Annotated in this window: 22 protein-coding genes; 13 read left to right on the plus strand and 9 right to left on the minus strand. The window is 70.6% G+C overall.

From position 1 onward, the window contains the following. Window positions 1-39 precede the first annotated feature (39 nt). Window positions 40-1,068 carry a serine hydrolase domain-containing protein gene (locus ACZ6Z4_RS12135; protein ID WP_465561888.1) on the plus strand — a complete coding sequence of 343 codons (1,029 nt, stop codon included), beginning with the start codon at window positions 40-42 and terminating at the stop codon, window positions 1,066-1,068. Here the strand turns inward: ACZ6Z4_RS12135 and ACZ6Z4_RS12140 are convergent. Next, on the minus strand, window positions 1,065-1,682 hold the full coding sequence (locus ACZ6Z4_RS12140; protein ID WP_465561890.1) for a dihydrofolate reductase family protein: 618 nt from the start codon (window positions 1,680-1,682) through the stop codon (window positions 1,065-1,067). The two genes, ACZ6Z4_RS12135 and ACZ6Z4_RS12140, sit on opposite strands and share 4 nt — an antisense overlap. A 79-nt stretch (window positions 1,683-1,761) precedes the next feature. On the opposite strand from ACZ6Z4_RS12140, the gene ACZ6Z4_RS12145 reads away from it, so the two are divergent. The 8 genes from ACZ6Z4_RS12145 (at window position 1,762) to ACZ6Z4_RS12180 (ending at window position 10,533) form a co-directional block, all read left to right on the plus strand. Further along, window positions 1,762-2,178 (plus strand): MmcQ/YjbR family DNA-binding protein, encoded by a 417-nt coding sequence (locus ACZ6Z4_RS12145; RefSeq protein WP_465561893.1) that lies wholly within the window; start codon window positions 1,762-1,764, stop codon window positions 2,176-2,178. Window positions 2,179-2,218: 40 nt separating this feature from the next. Then, on the plus strand, window positions 2,219-3,493 hold the full coding sequence (locus ACZ6Z4_RS12150; protein WP_465561895.1) for a hypothetical protein: 1,275 nt from the start codon (window positions 2,219-2,221) through the stop codon (window positions 3,491-3,493). Window positions 3,494-3,580: 87 nt separating this feature from the next. Further along, a complete protein-coding gene (locus ACZ6Z4_RS12155; RefSeq protein ID WP_465561897.1) occupies window positions 3,581-5,311 on the plus strand; it encodes an L-aspartate oxidase in 1,731 nt (576 codons plus the stop codon). A gap of 107 nt (window positions 5,312-5,418) precedes the next feature. Beyond that, entirely contained in the window at window positions 5,419-6,165 is a 747-nt protein-coding gene (locus ACZ6Z4_RS12160; RefSeq protein WP_465561899.1) for an SDR family oxidoreductase, read from the plus strand. A gap of 26 nt (window positions 6,166-6,191) precedes the next feature. Continuing rightward, complete coding sequence (locus ACZ6Z4_RS12165) at window positions 6,192-6,590, plus strand: cupin domain-containing protein (RefSeq protein ID WP_465561901.1); 399 nt, start codon at window positions 6,192-6,194, stop codon at window positions 6,588-6,590. Between the two features lie 21 nt (window positions 6,591-6,611). After that, window positions 6,612-7,598: a ferritin-like domain-containing protein gene (locus ACZ6Z4_RS12170; RefSeq protein WP_465561904.1), complete on the plus strand. Its 987-nt coding sequence runs from the start codon at window positions 6,612-6,614 to the stop codon at window positions 7,596-7,598. 15 nt (window positions 7,599-7,613) lie between these two features. Beyond that, complete coding sequence (locus ACZ6Z4_RS12175; protein ID WP_465561906.1) at window positions 7,614-9,638, plus strand: glycosyl hydrolase family 95 catalytic domain-containing protein; 2,025 nt, start codon at window positions 7,614-7,616, stop codon at window positions 9,636-9,638. 88 nt (window positions 9,639-9,726) lie between these two features. Continuing rightward, window positions 9,727-10,533, plus strand: coding sequence for a SigB/SigF/SigG family RNA polymerase sigma factor (locus ACZ6Z4_RS12180; protein ID WP_465561908.1), 807 nt, complete (start codon window positions 9,727-9,729; stop codon window positions 10,531-10,533). Here ACZ6Z4_RS12180 and ACZ6Z4_RS12185 read toward each other — a convergent pair. Further along, window positions 10,530-11,246, minus strand: a complete 717-nt coding sequence (locus ACZ6Z4_RS12185) for a VOC family protein (protein ID WP_465561910.1) — start codon at window positions 11,244-11,246, stop codon at window positions 10,530-10,532. The two genes, ACZ6Z4_RS12180 and ACZ6Z4_RS12185, sit on opposite strands and share 4 nt — an antisense overlap. A 140-nt stretch (window positions 11,247-11,386) precedes the next feature. On the opposite strand from ACZ6Z4_RS12185, the gene ACZ6Z4_RS12190 reads away from it, so the two are divergent. The 4 genes from ACZ6Z4_RS12190 (at window position 11,387) to ACZ6Z4_RS12205 (ending at window position 16,569) form a co-directional block, all read left to right on the plus strand. Beyond that, window positions 11,387-11,830 carry a VOC family protein gene (locus ACZ6Z4_RS12190; protein WP_465561912.1) on the plus strand — a complete coding sequence of 148 codons (444 nt, stop codon included), beginning with the start codon at window positions 11,387-11,389 and terminating at the stop codon, window positions 11,828-11,830. Window positions 11,831-11,834: 4 nt separating this feature from the next. Beyond that, window positions 11,835-13,241, plus strand: a complete 1,407-nt coding sequence (locus ACZ6Z4_RS12195) for a dihydrolipoyl dehydrogenase family protein (RefSeq protein WP_465561914.1) — start codon at window positions 11,835-11,837, stop codon at window positions 13,239-13,241. A gap of 93 nt (window positions 13,242-13,334) precedes the next feature. Then, a complete protein-coding gene (locus ACZ6Z4_RS12200; RefSeq protein WP_465561917.1) occupies window positions 13,335-15,548 on the plus strand; it encodes a carbohydrate-binding protein in 2,214 nt (737 codons plus the stop codon). Between the two features lie 37 nt (window positions 15,549-15,585). Continuing rightward, window positions 15,586-16,569 (plus strand): glutathione S-transferase family protein, encoded by a 984-nt coding sequence (locus ACZ6Z4_RS12205; protein ID WP_465561919.1) that lies wholly within the window; start codon window positions 15,586-15,588, stop codon window positions 16,567-16,569. A gap of 46 nt (window positions 16,570-16,615) precedes the next feature. Here the strand turns inward: ACZ6Z4_RS12205 and ACZ6Z4_RS12210 are convergent, their stop codons facing one another. The 7 genes from ACZ6Z4_RS12210 to ACZ6Z4_RS12240 form a co-directional block, all read right to left on the minus strand. Beyond that, window positions 16,616-18,586, minus strand: a complete 1,971-nt coding sequence (locus tag ACZ6Z4_RS12210; protein ID WP_465561921.1) for an AAA family ATPase — start codon at window positions 18,584-18,586, stop codon at window positions 16,616-16,618. 74 nt (window positions 18,587-18,660) lie between these two features. Continuing rightward, entirely contained in the window at window positions 18,661-19,476 is an 816-nt protein-coding gene (locus ACZ6Z4_RS12215) for a bifunctional allantoicase/(S)-ureidoglycine aminohydrolase (RefSeq protein WP_465561923.1), read from the minus strand. Further along, window positions 19,473-20,810, minus strand: a complete 1,338-nt coding sequence (gene allB / locus ACZ6Z4_RS12220) for an allantoinase AllB (RefSeq protein ID WP_465561925.1) — start codon at window positions 20,808-20,810, stop codon at window positions 19,473-19,475. The genes ACZ6Z4_RS12215 and allB overlap by 4 nt, the downstream gene beginning before the upstream one ends. A gap of 22 nt (window positions 20,811-20,832) precedes the next feature. Continuing rightward, window positions 20,833-21,930, minus strand: a complete 1,098-nt coding sequence (locus ACZ6Z4_RS12225; RefSeq protein WP_465561927.1) for a glycerate kinase — start codon at window positions 21,928-21,930, stop codon at window positions 20,833-20,835. Beyond that, the gene (gcl, locus tag ACZ6Z4_RS12230; protein ID WP_465561929.1) at window positions 21,930-23,705 is read right to left on the minus strand and encodes a glyoxylate carboligase; all 1,776 of its coding nucleotides are present in this window, start codon (window positions 23,703-23,705) and stop codon (window positions 21,930-21,932) included. The genes ACZ6Z4_RS12225 and gcl overlap by 1 nt, the downstream gene beginning before the upstream one ends. After that, window positions 23,705-24,589, minus strand: a complete 885-nt coding sequence (locus ACZ6Z4_RS12235; RefSeq protein WP_465561931.1) for a 2-hydroxy-3-oxopropionate reductase — start codon at window positions 24,587-24,589, stop codon at window positions 23,705-23,707. The genes gcl and ACZ6Z4_RS12235 overlap by 1 nt, the downstream gene beginning before the upstream one ends. Further along, the gene (locus tag ACZ6Z4_RS12240) at window positions 24,589-25,383 is read right to left on the minus strand and encodes a hydroxypyruvate isomerase family protein (protein ID WP_465561933.1); all 795 of its coding nucleotides are present in this window, start codon (window positions 25,381-25,383) and stop codon (window positions 24,589-24,591) included. The genes ACZ6Z4_RS12235 and ACZ6Z4_RS12240 overlap by 1 nt, the downstream gene beginning before the upstream one ends. Between the last annotated feature and the right edge of the window lie 113 nt (window positions 25,384-25,496).

Raw genomic sequence — 25,496 nt, forward strand, 5'->3', positions numbered from 1 at the left:
CGGATTCTCTGTTCGAGGAACAGCAGCAGGGTGGATCACATGATGATTCCCCTGCTGGCGACCGCGATGATGACGTTCCCTGCTACTACTGACCTGCAGCACGAGGTGGACGCGGTGGTCGCCGCCGGTGCGACCAGCGCGACCGCCGAGCTCAGCACCGGCGAGCGCGCCTCCAGCGGCGCCGCGATCGCGGGCACCCACCTCCCCGTTCCTGCCAACGCGCGCTTCCGGATCGGCAGCGAGACCAAGACCTTCCTGGCCACCGTCGTCCTCCAGCTCGTCGCCGAGGGCAAGCTCCGCCTCGACGACCACGTCGACACCCTCCTGCCCGGGGTCGTCCCGGACGACCGCATCACCGTCCGCCAGCTCCTCAACCACAGCAGCGGCCTGTACGAAGTACTCCGGACAATGCCTTCACCGCGATCAGCCGAGTTCCTCGAGATTCGTTACAAGACCTGGACCACCGCCCAGCTGGTCCAACGCGCGACGGCGTACCCGCTGGACTTCGAGCCTGGCTCCAAGGTGGCCTACAACAACACCGGCTACCTCGTCCTCGGCCTGCTCGTCGAGAAGCTCACCGGCCACTCGTACGCCGACGAGATCGACCACCGCATCATCCGCAAGCTCCACCTGACCGGCACGACCGTCCCCGGCACGTTCCCGTTCATCCTCGCCCCGCACGCCCGCGGCTACCTCCCGCTCGACGGCCGCCTGGTCGACATCACCGCCGTCAACCCGTCGATCCTGAACGCGGCCGGCGAGATGATCTCCACCACCCGCGACCTGAACCGCTTCTTCCTCGCCCTCCTGAACGGCGACCTGCTCCCACCCGACCTGATGCACGAGCTGAAGCAGACCGCCCACGACTCCCAGTACGGCCTCGGCCTGATCAGCCGCGACACCTCCTGCGGCACCGCCTGGGGCAAGGACGGTGACGCGCCGGGCTACTCGACGTGGACCTTCGTCGCGCCGGACAAGCACCGCAGCGTCACCGTCTCGGTCACCTGGGGAGCCGGCAACCACAAGGCCGCCGTCAACGCGCTGCTGGACAAGGAGCTGTGCGACTAACGCCGTACGAGGCGGACGTGCGTCACCGCGGGTGAGCTGAGGTGACGCACGACCTCGTACTGCTTCAGCGCGTCCCCGAGGCCGGCGAACAGCGGTTCGCCGGCCCCGGCCAGGATCGGCGCGACCGCGATGTCGAGCTGGTCGATCAGCCCGGCCCGCAGGTACTGCCGGACCGTCGCCGCACCACCCGCGATGATCACGTCCTTGTCCCCCGCGGCCGCCTTGGCCTGGTCGAGCACGACCTCGATCGGCTCCTGGGTGAAGTGGAACGTCGTCCCGCCCTCCATCGCGACATCGGCCCGCGGGTGGTGCGTGAACACCCACACGTCGTGGTGGTACGGCGGGTTCGGCCCCCACCAACCGGTCCACGACTCGTCCGGCCACTCACCACGGACCGGTCCGAACATGTTCCGGCCCATGATCGTCGCCCCGAACGCGTCCCGGTCCAGCCCGACCTCGGCGTCCAGCCCGGTCGCGGTGTCGTCGAACAGCGGGTCCATCCAGTCGTGCAGGTGGTCGACCCCGTCGCCGAACGGCTCCTCGAGCCGCTGGTTCGTCCCCGCCCCGAACCCGTCGAGCGTGATCGTGAAGTTGTGAACGCGTACCTTGCCCATGATCGTTTCCTCCGATGAATCGGTGCTGACACCCGTTGGTCGGAGCCGCCCCGCCCGCTTTGACATCTAAACTGACCAGATGCCGAGCCGCAGAGCCAAGGTTGCCGACGTGCACGAGGTCGCGCTCGGGATGCCGCACGTGACGGTCGGGAAGGGCGGGTCCGGCAACCCCGTCTACCAGGTCGGCGGCAAGTCGTTCGTGTTCTTCCGGACGCCGCGGCCGGACGCGTTCGACCCGGACACCGGTGAGCGGTACGACGACGTGATCGTGATCTGGGTCCCGTCGGAGGACGACAAACTCGCCCTGGTCGAGGACGAGCGCAGCCCGTTCTTCAGTACGCCGCACTTCGACGGCCACCTGTCGGTGCTCGTCCGCGGCAGCGAGCTCGGCGGCCTGTCCCGCCAGGAGCTGGCCGAGGTGATCCAGGACGCGTGGCTCTCGCGCGCCTCCAAGCGCCGGGCGACCACCTGGCTGGAGGAGCACCGGCTGGCCTGATCCCGGGCTATCGTCCAGGGGAACTCGGGGAGGCACAGTCGTGACAGCAGGAACCGCCGTCGTACTGGTGATCGGTCTGGTGGTCGCCGCCGCCGTCATCTGGGGAATCATCGCCCTGGTCCGCCGCCAGCAGTACATCAAGTCGCTGCGCGAACGCGGCTGGACGTTCGTGAACAGTCCGGACTTCGGCACCGTCGCGCGACTCACCAACCCGCCGTTCGGGCTCGGCTTCCGGCGTGACCCCGACGACCAGATCAGCGGGCACACCGCGTCCGGCCGCCCGTTCCAGGTGATCGAGTACAAGGCCGAGAACTGGAAGGGCTGGGTCGCGATGGTGACCCTGTCCCGGCGGCTGCCCGAGCTGTGGGTGATGGGCGGCGAGGCCCGTCCCCGCTGGGGCGTGGAGGCGACCAGGATGCCGTCGCCGGGCGCGCTCGGTCCCGCGTGGCAGATCGGCGCGCTCGATCCGGCGTACGCCGGGGAGGTGCTCACCCCGCAGGTCTGCAACCAGCTCAACGGACTGGCCGCCGGGATGCCCGGGCTCAGCCTCGGGATCGACGGCGACCAGCTGACCGTGCTCGATCCGCCGCGCAAGGAGGTCGACCAGCTCGGCCCGTGGCTGGAGCAGCTTGCCGCGGTCGCCGACGCCATCGACGCGACCCCGCTCGACCACCGGATCCAGCCGGAGCAGCAGCCGCGGCTGTCCTTCTACCACCACCCGGACTGGTACTGGGTCGGTGTCGACGACAGCCTGCTCGACGTCACCCCGTCGTCGCGGGCCGGGCACAGCCACCGGACCGAGAACGTGATCCGCGGCCGGGACGGCGACGGGCCGCCGTTCGTCGCGTTCACCCACCACTGGCAGACCACGCGCACGGAGAGCTACACCGACAGCGAGGGCCGCACCCAGACCCGGACGGTGACCGAGAACCACAGCGAGGCGATCCTCGGCTTCCAGCTGCCTTGCCGGATGCCGGAGCTGACCGTCTCCGGCCGGACGTTCGGGCGTGGGATCAGCTTCGAGAGCGAGCAGTTCAACGACCAGTTCAAGGTCACCGCGCCGAGCACCAAGTTCGCCTACGACGTGATCCACCCGCGCCAGATGGAGTTCCTGATGGCCAGCGCGCCGGTGCCGTTCCGGATCGCCGACGACTGGGCCTGGTTCTCCCCCGGCGAGCACAGCCAGCAGTCGGTCGCGCACAGCTCGCGGTTCCTGCGCGAGTTCCTGGCCGGCGTCCCGCGGTTCGTCTGGCGCGACCTCGGGCTGTCTGATGCGCCATACCCACGCCTGGACCCGGTGGCCCCGGGCAGTTAGGTCTCTCACACCCGGTCACATCCGGGCCCCGGGCGCGGTCCTCTGGGTAGTAGGCACAACCCCCGCGCTACCCAGAGGAGCACCGCCGTGACCGTGACCGAGCAGCAGATCTCCACCTCCGTCCTGGTGATCGGAACCGGTGGTGGCGGCCTGCGGGCCGCCATCGAGCTCGCCGAGCAGGGCGTCGATGTCCTTGCCTTGGGCAAACGATCGCGGGGTGACGCGCACACCTCGCTGGCGGCCGGCGGGATCAACGCGGCGCTCGCGACCATGGACCCCGAGGACACCTGGCAGCAGCACGCCGCCGACACCCTGCGCGAGAGCTACCTGCTGGCCAACCCGGTCACCGTCCAGATCGTCACCGAGCAGGCCGCCCGCGGCATCGCGGACCTGGAGCGGTACGGGATGCCGTTCGCGCGCGAGGCCGACGGCCGGATCTCGCAGCGGTTCTTCGGCGCGCACACCTACCGGCGTACGGCGTTCGCGGGTGACTACACCGGTCTGGAGATCCAGCGCACGCTGGTCAACCGCGCGCTGCAGCTGAACGTGCCGATCCTGGACACCGTGTACGTGACCCGGATCCTGACCAAGGACAACCGGGTCTTCGGCGCGTACGGCTTCGACCAGGTGACCGGCAAGCGGTACCTGATCCGCGCCGACGCGGTGATCCTGGCGGCCGGCGGCCACACCCGGATCTGGCGGCACACCTCGTCACGCCGCGACGAGAACACCGGCGACTCGTTCCGGCTCGCGGTCGAGGCCGGCGGCCGGATCCGCGACCCCGAGCTGGTCCAGTTCCACCCGTCCGGCCTGATCGAGCCGGAGAACGCGGCCGGCACGCTGGTCTCCGAGGCCGCCCGCGGCGAGGGCGGTCAGCTGCGCAACGCCGACGGTGAGCGCTTCATGGCCCGGTACGACGCCGAGCGGATGGAGCTGTCCACCCGGGACCGGGTCGCGCTGGCGGCGTACACGGAGATCAAGGAAGGCCGCGGGACCGCGCACGGCGGCGTCTGGCTGGACGTGTCGCACCTGCCGCGGGAGACGATCATGCGGCGGCTGCCGCGGGTGTACCAGACGCTGCTCGAGCTGCAGATGCTCGACATCACCAAGGAGCCGATCGAGATCGCGCCGACCGCGCACTACTCGATGGGCGGCGTCTGGGTCCGGCCCGAGGACCACGGAACCGGCGTCGACGGCCTGTACGCGATCGGCGAGGCGGCCAGCGGCCTGCACGGCGCGAACCGGCTCGGCGGCAACTCGCTGATCGAGCTGATGGTGTTCGGCCGGATCGTCGCCGAGGACGCGGCCCGCTACTCCAACGGGCTGCAGCGCCAGGAGCGCTCGGCCGAGGCGGTCGGCGAGGCGCGCGCCGAGATCGACGAGCTGCTGGCCAGCGACGGCGAGGAGAACGTCCGCGCGCTGCAGCGGGCGCTGCGGAACACGATGACGACGCGGGCGGGCGTCGTACGGGACGAGGAAGGGCTGACCGCGGGTCTCGACGAACTGAGCGAGGTCGAGCAGCGGATGCGCGACCTCGGGGTGCACCCGGACATCGCCGGCTTCCAGGACCTCGCGCACGCCTTCGACCTCAAGGCGTCCGCGCTGGCCTCGCGGGCCACCCTCGAAGCCGCCCTCGTACGCCGGGAGACGCGCGGGTGCCACAACCGCTCCGACTACCCCGAGCTGGACGAGAAGCTCCAGGTGAACCTGGTCTGGTCCGGGCCTGGGCAGGTCGAGCAGGAGGAGATCCCGGCCGTCCCGGCCGAGCTGAGCGCACTGATGCGCGAGGTCTCCAGCGAGGGCAAGCTCGTGGAATGACGCCCTGGGCAACTTGTCCGCCGGCGCTGTCACAGGGTCCGGAGCTGTCCTGTCATAGCTGGTGACCGGACGGCAACGAGCGCCGCCGGCGGACAGGAAGGCGTCACATGAAGGTCGTGGTCATCGGCGGTACTGGTCTGATCGGTTCGAAGATCGTCGCGAAGCTCGGCGAGCACGGCCACGACGCGGTCGCGGCCGCGCCGAGCACCGGCGTCGACACGCTCACCGGTGCCGGGCTGGCCGAGGCGCTCACCGGCGCCGACGTGGTGGTCGACGTGTCCAACGCCCCGGTCTGGGAGGACGCCGCGGTGCTGGAGTTCTTCGAGACCTCCACCCGCAACCTGCTCGCCGCCGAGCGGGCGGCCGGCGTACGGCACCACGTCGCGCTGTCGGTGGTCGGCACCGAGCAACTGCTGGACAGCGGCTACTTCCGGGCCAAGCTCGCCCAGGAGAAGCTGATCGAGAGCGCGGAGGTGCCGTATTCGATCGTCCGGGCCACCCAGTTCTTCGAGTTCGTCCCGAGCATCGCCGACGCGTCCACCGTCGGGGACGCGGTGCACCTCAAGCACGTGTTCTTCCAGCCGATCGCCGGCGCCGACGTCGCCCAGGCGGTCGGCCGGACCGCCGTCGGCGAGCCGCTGAACGGCACCGTGAACGTGGCCGGCCCGGAGCGCTTCCGGATGGACGACTTCTTCCGCGAGGTCCTTGCCAACAGCAACGACTCGCGCCAGGTCGTCACCGACCCGAAGGCCGTCTACTACGGCATCTCCCCCACCGAGTACGCGCTGGTCCCCGGCGACGACGCCCAGCAGGGCGGTACGGCGTACGCGGACTGGCTGCGCGCGAACTCCTGATCGCCCCCACTCCGGAAGGAATTCTCATGGGTGTTTGGCAAACCGCACTGACCGTCCTGCAGGAAGCTCAACCGCCGGTCATCCCCGACGGCGCCCACGCGATGACGGTCGTCATCGAGTACCCGCCGGGTGATCCCGGCGCTCCCCCGCACCGCCACCCGGGCGGTCCGGCCTTCGGCTACGTGATCGAGGGCGAGATGCGCTTCGAGCTGGAGGGTGAACCCGAGCGCGTGATCCGCGCCGGCGAAGCCTTCTGGGAGCCGGGCGGCGACGTCATCCACTACTCCGACGGCAACGCCAGCGCCGAGTCGACGCTGCGCTTCACCGTCACCATGCTCTGCGACCCGGCCCAGCCGATGCTGGTCGTCGTCGAGGAAGCCGAGCTCGAGCAGCGCAAGCACCTGCGCGCGGCCCGCCCGTCCTGACCGGCTGAGAGGAACAAGACTGTGGAGTTGGAAGAGCTGCGGGAGCACCTGCAGTGGGCGATCGAGCTGGAGCACGCGACGTTGCCGCCGTACCTGGTGGCGCTCTACTCGCTCGACCCGGAGCGCAATCCGGACGCCGTACAGCTGGTGAGCAGTGTGTTCGCCGAGGAGATGATTCATCTCGCGCTGGCGGCGAACCTGCTGAACGCGGTGGGTGGGCAGCCGCGGCTGGACACGCCGGCGATCCTGCCGGGGCACCCGCGGACGATGCCGCACGGCGACAAGTCGCTGGAGCTGTCGCTGGTGCCGTTCGGGCCCGAGGCGCTGGAGATGTTCCTCCGGCTGGAGCAGCCGGCACCGCCCGGCTCCCCGGCCGAGGGTGACAGCTACGAGACGATCGGGCAGTTCTACTCGGCGATCGAGGACGGGCTGCGCGACCTGACCGAGCGGCTCGGCGAGGCGGCGGTGTTCACCGGCGACCCGTCGTACCAGTTGACCGCGGGACCGTTCGCGCACAGCACCGGGAAGCTGACCGCGGTCACCGATCTCGCGTCGGCGATGGCGGCGCTCGAGGAGATCGTCGAGCAGGGCGAAGGGACGTCGCGCGGTGAGGTCTGGGACGGGGACCAGGACGTCTTCCATCCCGAGCGCGCCGAGGTCGGGCACTACTACCGCTTCCAGGAGCTCGCTCAGGGCCGGCGGTACCAGCGCGGCGACACCCCGCGCTCGGGGCCGACCGGCGACAAGCTGACGGTCGACTTCGACGGCGTGCTGCCGATGCGGCGCAACCCAGAACTGGCCGAGCCGGGGAGTCCGATCCGGGCCGCTCAGGACGCGTTCAACAAGACGTACCAAGGGCTGCTCGCGCAGCTGCAGCTCGCCTTCAACGGGACACCGCAGCAGCTCGGGCCGTCGATCGGTGCGATGTACACGCTGAAGGCGCAGGCTCAGGCACTGATGGCGATGCCGTACGGCGACGGCACCACCGCGGGGCCGACGTTCAGCTGATGATTGACTACTCAGGTGTCGATCGACTGGGTGGATCTGCGGGCCAAGCTCGCCGCGCTGGGCGGGCGCTGGGACGACGAGCGGTACGCCGGTTCGGTGACGAAAGGGATGCCGGACACGGCGCTGCTCGGCAACGGTGACGTCGGTGTGACGTCGAGCGGCTCGGCCGGGGTGAAGACCTTCCTGGTCTCCAAGGGCGATTTCTGGACCGGCCACCCCGAGCCGATGCCGCTGCCGGTCGGGAGCGTTTCGATCGCGTACGGCGGAGGGTTTCGCGAGGAGCGGCAGCGGCTGCTCGACGGGCAGATCACGACGGTCACCGATCAGGTGTCGATGGAGACCTGGCTGGCCGCGACGGAGAATGTGCTGGTCACGACAATCACTGCGGACGGAGACGTCGAGCTGACCGTGACCGTGGCGGCAGCTCACGCCGGTGCCACCGCCGACGTGCTGTGGGCCGAACGCTCGACTGCTCCCGGCCAGTGGGTCTCGCACGCCGCACTGACCACTCGGGTGATCGGTGCAGCCAAGCAGGGTGAGCCGCAGGTCCATGGCGACCGGGTCGAGCAGACTCTGACGGTCACGCCGGGCACACCGGTGCAGTTGCTCACCACGATCGGCTCTGAAGTCGTTCCAGATGTAGAGCAGTTGCGTGCTGAGACCAGCGACTGGTGGGCACGCTTCTGGCAGCAGTCCGCCGTGGACCTCGGCGACGAGCTGCTCGAAGGCTTCTACTACGCCGCGCAGTACTACCTCGGCGCCTCCAGCCGCCCCGGCAAGGCCGCGCCCGGGTTGCACGGGATCTGGACCACCACCGACGAGCCGTACTTCCACGGCGACTTCCACCTCAACTACAACGCCCAGGCGCCGTACTACGGCACCTACTCCAGCAACCGGCCCGAGCTGGTGCTGCCGTTCTTCGCGGTCATCGACGACTACCTCGACGAGGCCCGCCGCCGCGCCCGCGAGGACCTGACCCGCGTCCAGCCCGAGTACGTCGCCCGCCGCTTCCCCGACGGCGGGGTGCCGGGCGGCGTCCTGTTCCCGGTCGGGCTCGGCCTGCACGGCACGACCACCGACGACATCTACCTGAACCAGGTCTCGAACGCGCTCTTCACCACCTCGCAGTACGTGCAGTACTTCGAGTACACCCAGGACCGGACGATCCCCGACGCCCCGATCCTGCGCGCGACCGCCGACTTCTTCACCCACTACCTGGAGTGGAACGGTACGGCGTACGAGCTGTGGAGCGGTCCGCACGAGGGCACCTGGGGGCGCAACTCCTCCCCCGACATCGCCCTGCTGAAGCAGCTGCTCGGCCTGCTCACCACGCACGCGACCGACCCCGACCCGCGCTGGCAGCACATCCTCGACCACCTGCCCGGCGTACCGACCACGTCGTACGACGGCCGCACGGTCTACTCGCTGGTCGAGCCCGGCACGATGTCCGGCGGCGACCGGCGCGAGATCCGGCCCGGTGACAACACCGTGAACCTGGAGTTCGTCCACCCCGCCGACCAGCCGGTCCCGGACCGGCAGACCCTGATCGACACGCTGGACGCGATGGACTCCTGGGACCAGGACAACAGCTTCCCGAAGGTGTTCACCCAGGCGGTCCGCGGCGGCTACCCGCCGGAGCAGGTGCTCGCGATCCTGCGCGCGGTGATCGAACGCCGGCAGGCGCCGAACCTGCGGATCGCCGACACCTGGCACGGGCTGGAGAAGTCCGGCGCGACCGAGGCGATCAACAGCATGCTCGTCCGGACCGTCGACGGCGTCACCACGCTGTTCCCCGCCTGGCCGGCCGAGCGCGATGCGGCTTTCCACCAGCTCCGCCAGAAGGGCGCGTTCCTGGTCTCCAGCCGGTTGCGGGCCGGAGCGGTGACGCACGTTCGCGTGGTGAGCACCGCGGGCGGCACCTTCACCCTCCGCAACCCCTGGCCGGACGGGTGCACGGTCGACGGTTCGCCGGTCCAGGGCGAGCTGATCACCGTCGCGACGGACCCCGGCGACGAGCTGGAGGTTCGGCCGAACGTTTGACCCCTGGGTACGTGTGCGGGTCGAAGCGCAATGACCGCGGTCCGGAGAAGAGGCCGCGCCGTGACGACTCCGTCGCGAGGTCACGATGATGCACACCGCCGTACCCACCAACTGCACCTCGGCCGAGGACCGCGCACTGCGCGAGTCGGCCACCCGGGAGCTGCTCGAAGCCCGTTCCCGGTGCACTGATCCCGGGGAGCGGCAGCGGCTGCTCGAACGGGTCGCCGAGCTCAACCTCGAGATCGCCCGCGGCATCGCGCAACGGTTCCGCGGCCGCGGGGTCGAGGACGACGACCTCGAGCAGGTCGCCTGCCTCGGGCTGATGAAGGCCGTCCGCAACTACCGCGTCGACGACGGCGTCCCGTTCATCGGGTACGCCGTACCGACGATCCGCGGCGAGGTGAAGCGCTACTTCCGCGACTGCAGCTGGACGGTCCGGATCCCGCGCCGGCTCCAGGAGCTGCAGGGCAAGATCGCGGGCGTGCTGCCGCAGCTGGAGCAGGAGCTCGGGCGGGAGCCGACGCTGGACGAGATCGCGGCGGAGATCGGCGCGGAGATCGACGAGGTCACCCAGGCCGAAGGCGCGCGCGGGTGTTTCACCGTGCTGTCGCTGGACCGCCCGGCCGGTCACGGCGACCACGACCTGGCGCTCGCCGACGTGATCGCCGACCCCGAGGACCCGCAGCTGCACCGGTTCGAGGCGACCGAGATGCTGTCGCCGCTGCTGGTCGAGCTGGACGCGCGGGACCGGGAGATCCTCGAACTGCGCTTCGTCGAGAACTGGAAACAGGCCGACATCGGCCACAAACTCGGCATCAGCCAGATGCAGGTCTCGCGGTTGCTGACCCGCATCCTGGCCGGCCTGCGCACCCAGCTCCAGCCGGCCGCCGCCTAGTGCGTCACGCCCCAGTCGTCGAGACCTAGCGAGTCCGTACACACGCACGCCTTGTTGCCGTCGGCGTCGGCGAGGACCACGAACGAAGGGGCCTCGCTGTCGTCGACGATCGTCGCCCCGGCGGCGACCGCGGCGGCGATCCGCTGCTCGGCGTACTCGGGCGCGACCCACACGTCGAGGTGGAACCGCTGCCGCGGCGTCGCGTGCGCGTCGGTGTCCTGGAACCACAGGATCGGCACCCGCCCGGTCGCGTCCCGGACGTCGTTGCCGGGCGTCCCCCGCCCGGACGCCGCGGTGTCCCCGGTCAGCAGCGCCGCCCACATCGGCGCGATCTTCGCCGCGTCGGCCGTGTCCAGCGCGAGCTCGATCGTCGTGATCCCGGCCGGGTCGGCCTTCACACCCTGCGCCGCGGCGATCTCGGTGATCTGCTGCGCGAGATCCAGGTCCTTCCGCGTCGTGTACTCGACGACGTGCTCCACGCCGTCCGCGACGTACACCGCGTCATCGCTGATCAGCTTGAGGTCCACGAAGGTGTCACCGAGCGTCACCCGCGGCTGATGCCCGGCCGCAGTCCCCGCCTCCGCGACCGCGCTGACGAACCGCGCGCCCGCGCCGAAGTCCTCCACGACGTACCGGGCGTGGATGCCCTGCCCGAGCTTGCGCCAGTCCGCCAGCCGCGCCGCCGCGATCTGCTCCCCTGTCATCATCTCCATGACCGCGACCCTAACCGCCGTCCCGGACGGTCGGCTTCCGCAATGAAGCCGTGCACAGAACGCTCACAGGACGTGAACATCGACCTGGCACCGTCGGTTCCGGGCGCGCGCCCGCGCGCCCGGAACGAGGGAGATCAGCGGTGGATTTCAAGCTCGAGGTCGTGGTGGTCCCGGTCGCGGACGTCGACAAGGCCAAGGCCTTCTACCAGCAGCTGCAGTGGCGTGAGGACGCCGACTTCACGGTCGGCGACGGCTTCCGGGTCGTCCAGTTCACCCCGCCGGGCTCGGAGTGCTCGATCATCTTCGGCACCGGCGTCACCAACGGCGAGCCCGGCTCGCTGCAGGGCCTGCAGCTCACGGTCAAGGACGTCGTCGCGGCCCGCGAGCACCTGCTCGGCCTCGGCATCGAGGTCTCCGGGGTCTGGCACGACGCCGACGGCGTCTTCCACCACGCCGGTACGGCGAACCGCGTAGACGGCCCCGACGCCGACCGCCGCGACTACGGCTCGTGGCTGTCGTTCGAGGACCCGGACGGCAACGGCTGGTTCCTGCAGGAGATCGTGAACCGCGCGCCGGGGCGCTGATCACGTGGCCGACGAGTACGACGTCATCGTCGTCGGCAGCGGTCCGGTCGGTGAGAACGTCGCCGACCGGACCGTCCAGGGCGGGCTGAGCACGGCGCTGGTCGAGGTGGAGCTGGTCGGCGGCGAGTGCTCGTACTGGGCCTGCGAACCGTCGAAGGCGCTGCTGCGCCCGGTGCTCGCGCAGCGGGCGGCGGCCGCCGTACGGGGGCTGGAGGCGGGCAAGCTCGACGTCCAGGAGGTCCTCGACCGGCGCAGCGACTTCGTCGACCACTGGGACGACGCCGGGCAGAGCGTCTGGGTCGACCAGGCCGGGATCACGCTGGTTCGCGGGCACGGCCGGATCACCGGCGTCCGCGAGGTCACGGTCACCGCGGCCGACGGCAGCGAGCGGGTACTGACCGCACGGCACGCGGTCGCGCTGTCGACCGGGTCGGACGCGTTCGTGCCCGATGTCGAGGGGCTGCGCGAGGCCGAGCCGTGGACGAGCCGGGACGCGACCAGCGCGAAGGAGGTCCCAGGTCGGCTCGCGATCATCGGCGGTGGGGTGGTCGGCGTCGAGATGGCGACGGCGTACGCCGGGTTCGGCGCCGAGGTGACGTTGATCGCCGAGCACGGGCTGCTGACCGGGAGCGAGCCGTTCGCGGGTGAGTTGGTGGCCAGGTCGCTGGAGTCGCAGGGCGTCCGGGTGCTGCTCGGCGCGGCGGCGAAGCGGGTCCGGCGTACTGGTGACGGCGTGACGATCGAGACGGCCGACGGGGTCGTGGTCGAGGCCGACGAGGTGCTCGCGGCGACCGGGCGTCGGCCGCGCACCGGGGACATCGGGCTGGAGGTCGTCGGGCTGGAGCCGGGCAGCTGGCTCGACGTCGACGACACGCTGCTCGTGCGCGGCTTCGACTGGCTGTACGCCGTCGGCGACGTGACGCACCGGGCGCTCGTCACGCACCAGGGCAAGTACCAGGCTCGCGCCGCGGGCGACGTGATCGCGGCCCGCGCGCGAGGTCGCGAGGTGTCGGACGGCGCCTGGGGAACGCATGTGGCGACGGCCGATCATCGCGCCGTACCGCAGGTGGTGTTCGCCGACCCGGAGATCGCATCGGTCGGGCTGACCGCGGCAGCGGCCACCGAGCAGGGCTACGAGATCTGCGTGGTCGACTACGACCTCGGCCTGGTGTCGGGCTCGAAGCTGCACGCCGACGCGTACGCCGGGCACGCCCGGATGGTCGTCGACGAGCGCCGCAAGGTCCTGCTCGGCCTCACCCTGGCCGGCCCGGACGTCGGCGAGCTGTTGCACGCAGCAACGATCGCGATCGTCGCCGAGGTCCCGCTGGACCGCCTCTGGCACGCCGTCCCGGCGTTCCCGACGATCAGCGAGATCTGGCTCCGGCTGCTGGAGAGCTACGGCCGGCCCTGAAGTTCCGGAACCGTGGAGGGGGTGTGGAATGCGCATGCTGCCGGTAGCGTCTCGGATGCAAGCGCTTTCCCCGCCCCAGCTCCAGGAGGATTCGTGAGGCGTTCCATCTCCGCGGCGGTCGTTGTCGCGCTGGCGGCCGGCAGTGTGCTGGCTGCCGCCGGCCTGCCGGCCACCGCGAGCCGGCCCGACCGTGGCGCCGCCGTCACCGGCACCTACTCCAGCGGGCCCGACCACGCCTGGCAGCCGCTGCCGACCACCTTCGTGACCCGTGACGAGCGCGGTGCCACCGACGCGACCGTCGTCGTCGACCCGAGCACGTTGCGCCAGAAGTACACCGGCGTCGGCTTCTCGCTCGACGAGACCAGCGTCTCGAACCTGTGGAAGCTCACGCCGGCCGAGCGCGACCGCGCGGTCCGGCTGCTGGTCGACCCGAAGAACGGTGCCGGCTTCGACCGGTTCCGGCTCACCATCGGCAGCCCGGACCTGATCGAGCACCTGCCGTTCTGGTCGTACAACGAGCTCCCGGCCGGTGTCAGCGAGGACTTCGGGCTCAAGCACTTCTCGATCAAGCGCGACCTCGACGCGCACATCGTCGACACCGTCAAGCTGATCCAGCGCTACAACCCGAAGGCGACCTTCTTCGCCTCCGCTTGGAGCGCGCCGGCCTGGATGAAGACCAACAACCGGTTCACCGGCGAGGTCGCGCTCAAGCCCGGCAGCACCACGTCGTACTACCAGGTCGGCAAGCTGCGCGACGACTGCATCGACGTCTTCGCGCGGTACTACGTCAAGTACCTGCAGGCGTACGCGAAGTACGGCGTGAAGGTCGACGCGCTCACCCTGCTCAACGAGCCGGGCATCGACGTGGTCTACCCGGCGATGGACATCAGCGTCGAGCAGCAGCAGAAGCTCGCGGTCGCGATCAAGCGCGAGGTCCGCCGGGCCGGGCTGCGCACCGAGCTGTACGTGCACGACTTCAACTTCTACGACTGGCGCGACCCGAACAGCACCGAGACCAAGAACTACTACCGGATCTTCAACGACCCGAAGACCAAGGCCGCGAGCGACGCGATCGCGTTCCACCCGTACTGGGGTGACCCGACGGTGATGCGCGACGCCTACGAGCAGACCGGCAAGCCGGTGCACATGACCGAGACCAGCGACCTGAACCCGGCCACGATCCTGAACTACTTCCGGCTGGACGCTTCGTCGTACGTGATGTGGGCGCAGACCACCGACCAGGACGGCGGCACGTTGCACTGGACGTCGGCCCGGGACAACAACGTCGACTGGGAGGAGGTCGGCCGGACCACCAAGTGGCCGAACCGCCTGGTGAAGGTCGACACCACCGCGCGCACCTTCACGGTCCGCAACGAGCTCTACGCCATGGGCCAGTTCGCGAAGTACCTCGGACCGGAGCACACCCGGGTCGAGTCGAGTGCGACCTCGAACGGCGTCAGCAACGTGGTGTTCAAGGACCGCGGCGACGACTTCGTCGCGATCCTCGGCAACTCCAACGCGGTCCCGACGACCGTGCGGGTCGTGCTGGCCGGGAAGTCGTTCACGACCACCGTGCCGGCGAACTCGTTCGCGACGTACCGGTGGGACGGTGACGTGCCGAACGCGCACCACAACCGCGCGCCGGTGCTGAAGGACGTGCCCGAGGTCGTCGCCGACCAGTACGCGACCACGACCGTGCAGCTGTCCGCGACCGACCGGGACCGCGACCGGCTCGCCTTCTACGCCAAGGACCTGCCGGCCGGCGTCAGCCTCGACGCGCGCACCGGCCTGGTGACGCTGCGCCCGACCGCGGCCGGGAAGCAGGACGTGAAGATCCGGGTCACCGACGGAGCGGCGTACGACGAAGTCACGCTGCACGTCACGGTCAACCCGAAGGGCACCCCGGTCGGCGAGCGGGTCGAGGCCGAGGCGTACGTCGCGCAGCACGGCTGGACCGACGGCGGCGCGAACTTCGTCGAGACCAACCCGTCGGCCAGCGGCGGCAAGAACATCGGCTGGACGGCGGCCGGGAACTGGTTGCAGTACCGGCTGGACGTCAAGGAGGCCCGCACGTACACGGTCGAGGTCAGGGCCGCGAACGGGACCGGCGCGGTCGCGACCGATGCTCTGTCGCTGCGGGACGCGTCCGGGGCGGTGCTGGCGAAGGTGTCGGTCCCCGACACCGGCGGCTGGGCGACGTACCAGACCGTGACGGCCGAGATCACCCTGCCGGCGGGTGAGCAGGATCTCACCGTGTTCTGCGAGACCGGCGGATTCAACCTGGACTACCTGCGACTCGCGCCGTGACCGAGTGAACTCGGCGTTGGTGGGGCACTCTGCTGGGGTGCCCTCCAACGACGAGTTCGACCGAGACACCGACTACATCTCCACCCGGATCACCGCGGACGGCCGCGACGGCTTCCCGGTCGAACCGGGGCGCTACCGGCTGGTGGTCGCGCGGGCCTGCCCGTGGGCCAACCGCGCGATCATCGTCCGCCGGCTGCTCGGGCTCGAGGACGTGCTGTCGATCGGCTTCTGCGGCCCGACCCACGACGAGCGGAGCTGGACCTTCGACCTCGACCCGGGTGGGGTCGACCCGGTGCTGAAGATCCCGCGGCTGCAGGACGCGTACTTCAAGCGCGATCCGGAGTACCCGAAGGGGATCACCGTGCCGGCGATCGTGGACGAGCCGACCGGTGCGGTGGTGACCAACGACTTCGCGCAGCTGACGCTGGATCTGTCGACGGAGTGGACTGCCTACCACCGCGAGGGCGCACCCGACCTGTATCCCGAGGCTTTGCGCGGCGAGATCGACGAGGTTGCCCAGCGCATCTACACCGACGTGAACAACGGGGTGTACCAGTGCGGGTTCGCCGGGTCGCAGAAGGCGTACGAGGCGGCGTACGACAAGCTGTTCGAGGCGCTGGACTGGCTGTCGGACCGGCTGCTCGACCAGCGGTACCTGGTCGGGGACTCGATCACCGAGGCCGATGTGCGGTTGTTCACGACGCTGGTGCGCTTCGATCCGGTGTATCACGGGCATTTCAAGTGCAACCGGAACAAGCTGAGCGAGCTGCCGGTGCTGTGGGCCTACGCGCGGGATCTCTTCCAGACGCCGGGGTTCGGTGACACTGTCGACTTCCAGCAGATCAAGGATCACTACTACCTGGTGCACACCTCGATCAACCCGAACCAGATCGTGCCGAAGGGGCCGGAGCTGGCGAACTGGTTGATGCCGCACGGGCGGGAGGCGCTCGGTGGGAGCCCGTTCGGGGACGGGACGGCGCCCGGGCCGGTGCGGGACGGCGAACGCGTCCCCGAGATCTGACCGGCGGCTGTGCCCGCCGATCGCCGGCGGGCCCGGCCCCTTCTGATCAGGTGCCGGGCTTCTGCAGCAGGTAGTCCTCGGCGCGCATCGACGCGGCGGGTTTCACGTCCTCCGGGAGCAGCTCGCGCAGGTCGCGCTCGGTCAGCTTGTCCGGGTCGCGGCGGGCGAGCCGGGTCGCCTGGTTCGAGATCGCTTCCTCGAGCAGGTTCCGGATGAACCGCCCGTTGCCGAAGTTGTGCCCGCGCGGCGCGGGCGGGATCACCTTGCGGACCCGCTTCAGCACCTCGGCCGTGTAGACCATCCCCTGCTGCCGAGCCTGCAGCTCGAAGATGGCCACCAGCTGGTCGGTGTCGTACTCGCTGAACGACAGCAGCTTCGGGAACCGGGACTGCAGCCCGGTGTTCGACTCCATGAACCGCTGCATCTCACGGTGGTAGCCCGCGACGATCACCACGCACTTGTCGCGGTGGTCCTCCATCATCTTCAGGATCGTCGCGACCGCCTCCAGCCCGAAGTCGCCGGGCTGGCCCTCGGGGACCAGCGTGTAGGCCTCGTCGACGAACAGCACGCCGCCGAGCGCCTCGCGGAACTTGCCGGCCGTCAGCGGAGCCGTCGTACCGACGGTCGGGCCGACCAGGTCGGAGCGGTCGACCTCGACGACGTGACCGCTCTCCAGGACGCCGAGCTCCTTGTAGATCCGGGCGAGCAGACGGGCGATCGTCGTCTTCGCCGTACCGGGCTTGCCGACGAACACCATGTGCCGGGCGCGCTCCTGCGCCGGGAGGCCGAACTCCTGGCGGCGCAGGTTGGTCTTGATCTCGGCCACCATCCGGCGGACCGAGTCCTTGACCGACTCCAGCCCGACCAGGGCGTCGAGCTCGGCGAGCGCGCCGGTCTCCTCGGTCACCGGAAGCTCGGGAACGACCAGTTCCGCCGGCGCCGGCTCGACCTCGGGCTCGGGCTTGACCTCGACCTCAGGTTCAGGCTTCGCCGTCCAGGTCACCTGGACCGGCTCCTCGGCCACCACCGGCCGCTGGAAGAACGCCCCCAGGTCCGGCACCTCCGGATCCGGCCACGCCCCGCGCTCCGGTACGCCGGCCAGCTGCACCGACACCCGCGTCGCCGCGGCCGCCCAGGACCGCGCCAGCCCCTCGTGCCCCTCGCGCACCGCCCGGGCCAGCCACGCCGTGTTCCGCGCGAGCCAGCCGTGCCGGTCGAAGCCCTTCTCCAGGTCCGCGATCGCGTACTCGACGTCCCATCCCGCGACGCCGAGGATCTGCCCGACCGCCACCGGCTGCCCGCGCAACCCGACCGCCCGGATCATCCGCGCCAGCAGCTGCGCGAACTCCCGGCTCTCGTCGTCCGCGACCACCGCCGACAGCTTCCCGTGCACGTCCCGCAGCGTGTCCAGCGAGAACCGCAAGGCGGCAGCCGGCCCGCCCAGCTCCGGCAGCACCGCCCGCTCGGCGTCGGTCAGCAGCCCGCTCCGCCAGTACTCCGCGATCGTGTCGTAGTCCGCCGCGACGTGCATCCGGGTTGCGTCACGGTCCGCGAGCACCCGCTCGAACGCCGCCGTAAGCGCCTGCGCGCGAGCCGCCAGCGGAGGCGCCTCGACGAACAGCTCCACGACGTCGCGCGACGCCCGCAGGGCCTGCGCCCGCGCATCCTCGGGAAACCCGCGGGCCCCGGAGACCATCTGCAACGGCCAGTCCGCCTGCGCAACCTGTACGACGTACCCGTCGCCGCCGACCCGCGCCGCCGGCCGGTGGAACTCCCGCGTCAGCACCGCGCCGAGGTCGGCGTACTCACCGCGCAGGACCGGAACCCAGCCCGCCAGCAGCGGCGCCACCTCGTGCACGAACCAGACCGCCGCCGGAGTCCCCTCGACGAAGCCGGCGAACACCCCGGGCCGCAGCGCGCCGGCGTCGTTGCCCCACTCCCGGAGCCGCCCGCGCACACCGTCGACCCAGCCGTCCGGCACCTCCCAGACCTCGTCAACGCCGAGAACGTCGAGCACACGTGGTCTCCGAGAGGTATCAGGCACGAGCAAACCTTAGTCGCCCACCGGCTCCGGAGCGTCCCGGAGCGCGGCTAGCGGGGCAGCTTCGGGTGCCGGTTGACGTCCTTGTAGATCAGGTAGCGGAAGCGCGTCGGGCCGCCGGCGTAGCAAGCCTGGGGGCAGAAGGCGCGCAGCCAGAGGAAGTCGCCTTCCTGGACCTCGACCCAGTCCTTGTTGAGCAGGTAGACGGCCTTGCCCTCCAGCACGTAGATGCCGTGCTCCATCACGTGCGTCTCCGGGAACGGGATCACGCCGCCGGGCTCGAAGGTGACGATGTTCACGTGCATGTCGTGGCGGACGTCGCTCGGGTCGACGAAGCGCTGGGTCTTCCAGCGGCCCTCGGTCCCGGGCATCTCGATGCCCTCGACCTCGGTCTCGTTGGTGACCAGCACCGGCGGTACGTCGAGACCCTCGACGTGCTCGTACGCCTTGCGGAGCAGGTGGAAGCGGGCGACCTGGTCGCTGGTGTTGCGCAGCGTCCAGTCGGTGCCGGGCGGCAGGAACGCGTAGCCTCCGGGGGCCAGGTCGTGCTTCTCCCCCTCCACGGTCAGCACGACGTTGCCCTCGACAACGAACACGACGGCCTCGGCGCCCGGATCGGTCTCCGGCCGGTCGCTGCCGCCACCCGGCGAGACCTCGACGATGTACTGCGAGAAGGTCTCCGCGAAGCCGGACAGCGGCCGGGCCAGCACCCACAGCCGGGTCCCCTCCCAGAACGGCAGCAGGCTGGTGACGATGTCGCGCATCGTGCCGCGCGGCAGGACGGCGTACGCCTCGGTGAAGACCGCGCGGTCGGTGGTCAGCTCGGTCTGGGCGGGGTGTCCGCCGGACGGCGAGTAGTAGCTCATCGTGGGTCTCCTAGGGTCAGCAGCCGGCCGCGTGGGCCGGCGTCGAGGTCGATCGGTGCGCCGCGCAACCACGTCCCGCGGACGACGCCGGCGAGCGGGCGTCCGGCGTACGGGGTGACGGCGTTCTTGTGCTGCAGAGTGGTGGCGTCCACCACGAAGGCGTCGTCGGGGGCGAACACGCTGAAGTCGGCGTCGTGCCCGGGCTCGATCCGGCCCTTCTGGGTCAGCCCGACCTGCGCGGCAGGCGCCGCGCACATCCAGCGCGCGACGTCGGTCACCGTGAACCCGCGGGCGCGGGCCTGTGTCCAGACCGCCGGGAGCGCGACCTGGAGCGACGCGATCCCGCCCCACGCGGTGCCGAAGTCACCGGTGTCGAGGTGCTTGAGGTCGATCGTCGACGGCGAGTGGTCCGAGACGACCAGATCCAGTACGCCGTCGCGCAGCCCCTGCCAGAGCAGCTCGCGGTTCGCCGCCTCGCGGATCGGCGGGCAGCACTTGTACGCCGTACCGCCGGGCGGGATCTCCTCGGCGCAGAAGGTCAGGTAGTGCGGGCAGGTCTCCGCGGTGATCCGGACGCCGTCGCGCTTGGCGTCGGCGAGCAGCGGGAGGACCTCGGCGCTGGAGACGTGCAGGATGTGCACGCGGCAGCCGGTCGTGCGGGCAAGCTGGATGACGCCCGCGACCGCGGCGTTCTCGGCCGCGCGCGGGCGGGAGTGCAGGAAGCCGTCGTACGCGCGTCCGCTCGGGGCGGACTCGATCAGGTGCGCGTCCTCGGCGTGCACGATCAGCAGCCCGTCGAAGGTCGCGATCTCCCGCATCGCGGCCTCGAGCTGCGCCGGGTCGAGCGGCGGGAACTCGTCGACCCCGGAGTGCAGCAGGAAGCACTTGAACCCGAACACCCCGGCGTCGTGCAACGGGCGGAGCTCGGCGACGTTACCGGGGATCGCGCCGCCCCAGAACCCGACGTCGACGGACGCCTGGCGCTCGGCGGTCTTCCGCTTCAGCTCCAGCGCGGCGACGTCGCAGGTGGGCGGGATGCTGTTCAGCGGCATGTCGACGATCGTCGTCACACCACCCGCGGCGGCCGCGCGAGTCGCGCTGGTGAAGCCTTCCCACTCGGTCCGCCCGGGGTCGTTCACGTGCACGTGCGTGTCGACCACGCCCGGCATCAGCACCTCGTCGCCGGCCAGCTCGATGGTCCGCGCGGCGTCCAGCGCGGTCCCGTACGGCGCGACGAGCTTGATCCGCCCGCCCTCGATGCCGACGGCAAGCGCCCGCTCCCCCGCGGCCGTGACCACCCGGCTGCCCTGAACGACAAGCTCCAGCGAGGTCATCCGACGCCCCTCTCAGTCGCTCTCATCGTAGGCCGATCCGCTCCCCGAGCCCGCGCAACAGCGGCACGGGGTCGGCGATGCAGCGGCTCACATCAGGCTGCAGATCGGTCAACGCGTACGCCGCCTCGATCCCGGCCGCCCGCAGGCGGCGTTCGTCCAGCCGGTTGGTCCCACAAACAGCCACCACGGGAACCCCGGCCGCCTGAGCCGCCGAGGCGACACCGGAGACGGCTTTCCCGTGCAGCGTCTGGTCGTCGAGCGCGCCTTCGCCCGTCACCACGAGATCCACCCCGGCGAGCCGCTCGGAGAAACCCACCAGCTCCAGCACCAGCTCGATCCCAGGCACAAGCCGAGCGCCGAGGACAGCAAGAGCCGCAAACCCCACACCCCCGGCAGCCCCGGCACCTGGCACTTCCTTCAGATCAGTACCCACAAGCTCAGCCCAGTGCTCGAGCGCCTTGTCCAGTACTTCGATCTCGTGCGGGCTCGCGCCCTTCTGCGGGCCGTACGTCGCGGCCGCGCCCTTCGGGCCGGTCAGCGGGTTGTCGACGTCGCAGGCGACGACAACCTCCACCCCGTAGAGCCGCTTGTGCACCGACTCAAGGTCCACCGTCGCGACGTCGGCCAGCGCGGCCCCGCCGTCCGCGACCTCGGCGCCGGACGCGTCGAGCAGTCGCGCACCGAGCGCGCGCAGCATCCCCGCTCCCCCGTCGGTGCTCGCGCTCCCGCCGATCCCCAGGATCACGCGGGTCGCTCCGGCCTCGACGGCAGCGGCGATCAGCTCGCCGGTGCCGCGAGTGCCGGCGGTCATCGGAGCGAGCACCCCACCCGGCAACCGGATCAGCCCGGAGGCGTCGGCCAGCTCCACGACCGCCGTCTCACCCCGCCGCGCGAAACCCGTCGGCACCGGCTGCCCGGTGGGCCCAGTTGCCCTCACAGCCAGGAACGAGAATCCCGCGGCAACGGCGGCGGCGAGGGTCCCGTCGCCGCCGTCGGCCACGACGACCCGGTCGACCACAGCGTCCGGCCGCACCCGCCGTACGCCGTCGCTCACCGCCGCGGCGACCTCCGCGCTGGTCAACGTCCCCTTGAACTTGTCCGAGGCAACGAGAACCCGCATCAGCCCACCGGCACGATCGCCGTCGGCGCGTCCTCGGGCCGCTCGGCCGGCGCCTCGAACTCGACCACGCCGTCGATCTCGGTGCCCATCGCAACGTTCGTGACGCGCTCCAGGATCACCTCGACGACGACCGGCACCCGGTGCTCGACCATCAGCTTCTTGGCCTGCTCCAGTGCCGGCAGGATCTCGTCCGGCGCGGACACCCGCAGCGCCTTGCACCCGAGCCCCTCCGCGACCTTCACGTGGTCCACGCCGTACCCGCCGACCTCGGGGCTGTTGATGTTGTCGAAGGACAGCTGCACGCAGTAGTCCATCTCCAGCCCGCGCTGCGCCTGCCGGATCAGCCCGAGGTAGGAGTTGTTCACGACCACGTGGATGTACGGGATCTGGAACTGCGCCCCGACCGCCAGCTCCTCGATCAGGAACTGGAAGTCGTAGTCGCCTGACAGCGCCACCACGGTCGACTCCGGATCCGCCACCGCGACCCCCAGCGTCGCCGGCACGGTCCAGCCGAGCGGCCCGGCCTGTCCCGCGTTGATCCAGTGCCGCGGCCGGTACACGTGCAGCATCTGTGCCGCCTGGATCTGGGACAGCCCGATCGTCGACACGTACCGCGTCTCCGGCCCGAACGCCCGGTTCATCTCTTCGTAGACCCGCTGCGGCTTGATCGGCACCTCGTCGAAGTGCGTCTTGCGCTGCAACGCCGTCCGGCGATCGCGGCACTCCGCGACCCACGCCGAACGATCCTTCAGGCGACCGTCGGCGGCCCACTCCCGAGCGACCTCGACGAAAACCTCCAGAGCGGCCCGCGCGTCGGACACGATCGAGTAGTCCGGCGCGAGCACGCGCCCGATCTGTGTCGGCTCGATGTCCACGTGCACGAACTTCCGGCCCTCGGTGTACGTCGACAGCGACCCGGTGTGCCGGTTCGCCCACCGGTTCCCGATGCCCAGCACGAAGTCCGAGGCCAGCATCGTCGCGTTCCCGTACCGGTGCGACGTCTGCAGCCCGACCATCCCGGCCGCCAGCGCGTGGTCGTCCGGGATCGATCCCCATCCCATCAGCGTCGGCACGACCGGTACGCCGACCAGCTCGGCGAACTCGACCAGCAGCGCGGAGGCGTCGGCGTTGATCACGCCGCCGCCCGACACGATCAGCGGCCGCTCGGACGCGTTCAGCATGGTCAGTGCCTTCTCGGCCTGGGCCCGCGACGCGGCCGGCTGGGTCACCGGCAGCGGCTCGTAGGTGTCGATGTCGAAGTCGATCTCGGCCAGCTGCACGTCGACCGGCAGGTCGATCAGCACGGGACCCGGCCGGCCTTCGCGCATCAGCCAGAACGCCTTCTGGAACGTCCCCGGGACCTGCGCGGCCTCCATCACCGTGACGGCCCACTTCGCGACCGGCTTGGCGATCGCGGCGATGTCGACGGCCTGGAAGTCCTCCTTGTGCAGCTTGGCCACCGGCGCCTGGCCGGTGATGCACAGGATCGGGATCGAGTCGGCGGACGCGGAGTACAGGCCGGTGATCATGTCGGTCCCGGCCGGGCCCGACGTACCGATGCAGACGCCGATGTTTCCCGCGGTGGCCCGGGTGTAGCCCTCGGCCATGTGCGAGGCGGCCTCGACGTGCCGGGCCAGGACGTGCTTGATGCCGCCGTGGTTGCGGATCGCGCTGTAGAACGGGTTGATCGCGGCGCCGGGCAGCCCGAAGGCCTGGGTCGATCCTTCCTTCTCCAGGATCAGGACCGCGGCGTCGACCGCACGCATCCTGGCCATCAGCTCGTCGCCTTCCCGCTCAGGCGCTCGACGCCGCGCAGCAGCGCGGAGTGGTCGAGCTTGCCGTCACCGTTGGCCCGCGCCGACGCGACCAGCTGCGCGACCAGCGCACCGAGCGGTACGACGACGCCCGCCTCGCGGGCGGCCGCGGTCACGATGCCCATGTCCTTGTGGTGCAGGTCGATCCGGAAACCCGGCTCGAACGAGCGGGAGAGCATGTTCTCCTTCTTCTGGTTCAGCACCGCCGAACCGGCCAGCCCGCCGCCGAGCACCTCCAGCGCGGCCTTGGTGTCGACGCCGTACGCCTCCAGGAAGACGACCGCCTCCGACACCGCCTGGATGTTGGCGGCGACGATCAGCTGGTTGGCGGCCTTCACCGTCTGGCCGGCGCCGTTGCCGCCGACGTGCACGACGGTCTTGCCGACCCGGTCGAACAGCGGCTTGGCGGTCTGGAAGTCCTCGGCCTCGCCGCCGACCATGATCGACAGCGCCGCGTTCACCGCGCCGGCCTGACCGCCGGAAACCGGGGCGTCGAGCAACCGGAAGCCGTTCGCGCGGGCCTGCGCGGCCAGCTCGATGGTGACGTCGGGCCGGATGCTGGAGAAGTCGATGACCAGGGCACCGGTCTGCGCGTGCTGGAAGACACCGTCCGGTCCGGCGAGCACCAGCTCGACGTCCGGCGAGTCCGGGACCATCACGCAGACCACGTCGGCGTCCTTGACCGCGTCCGCGATCGACGCGGCGGCCCGGCCGCCCGCCTCGACCAGCGGCTTGGCCGCGTCCATGTCCAGGTTGAACCCGGCGACCTGGTGCCCGGCGTTGGCGAGGTGCACGGCCATCGGGCTGCCCATGATCCCGAGGCCGATGAAGGCGATGTTCGTCATCAGATTCTCCAGTCGAAGCTGTTCAGGGTGGTGGTGGCGGGCTTGTACTCGAGCCCGACCAGGCCGGTGTAGCCACCGGCTTCGAGGGCGCCGAGCTGCGCCTGGAGCGGAAGGGTTCCGGTGCCGGGCTCGTTGCGGCCGGGCGCGTCGGCGATCTGCACGTGCGCGATCCGGTCGATGTGCCGGGCAATCACCTGGTCGACGTCGTCGCCGTTGACCGCGAGGTGGTAGAGATCCGCCAGCAGTCCGATGTTCGGTACGTCGTACGCCGCCTGGACCTTGTCGATCACGGCCAGCGCGTCGGCGGCGGTCAGCAGCGGGTAGCGCGCGGCGCCGCTGACCGGCTCGACCAGGACGACGGCGCCGATCCGCCCGGCGGCCTGGGCCGCGAGGCCGAGGTTCTCGACGGCGAGCTCGTCCTGCTCGGCGGGCTGGGCGTCGTCGACGCGGTTGCCGTACAGCGCGTTGAACGCGCCGCAGCCGAGCCGTTCGCCGATGCCGACCGTGACGTCGATGTTGTCCCGGAACTCCCCGGACCGCTTCGGCCAGGAGACCAGGCCGCGGTCGCCGCCGGGCATGTCGCCGGCGAAGAAGTTGAGCCCGGTCAGCTGGACCCCGGCGTCCTCGACGGCCCGGACCAACGCGTCGATCTCGGCGTCGGCCGGCACCGCCTCGGCGAACGGCCACCAGAACTCGACGGCGCCGAACCCGGCGGTCCGCGCGGCGGCCGGCCGGTCGAGCAGCGGGAGCTCGGTGAACAGGATCGAGCAGTTCACCGTGTAGCGCAGCATCATCAGCCCTTGTCTTCCGCATTGTGGAATATTGTTTCTGTTCTGCGAAAGGACGATAAGTTGCCCGCACCGGCAGCGTCAAGCGCCCCGGGCGCTGTAGGTTTCTCCAAAGGGGC

It is taken from the genome of Kribbella sp. NPDC104740 (assembly GCF_055583505.1).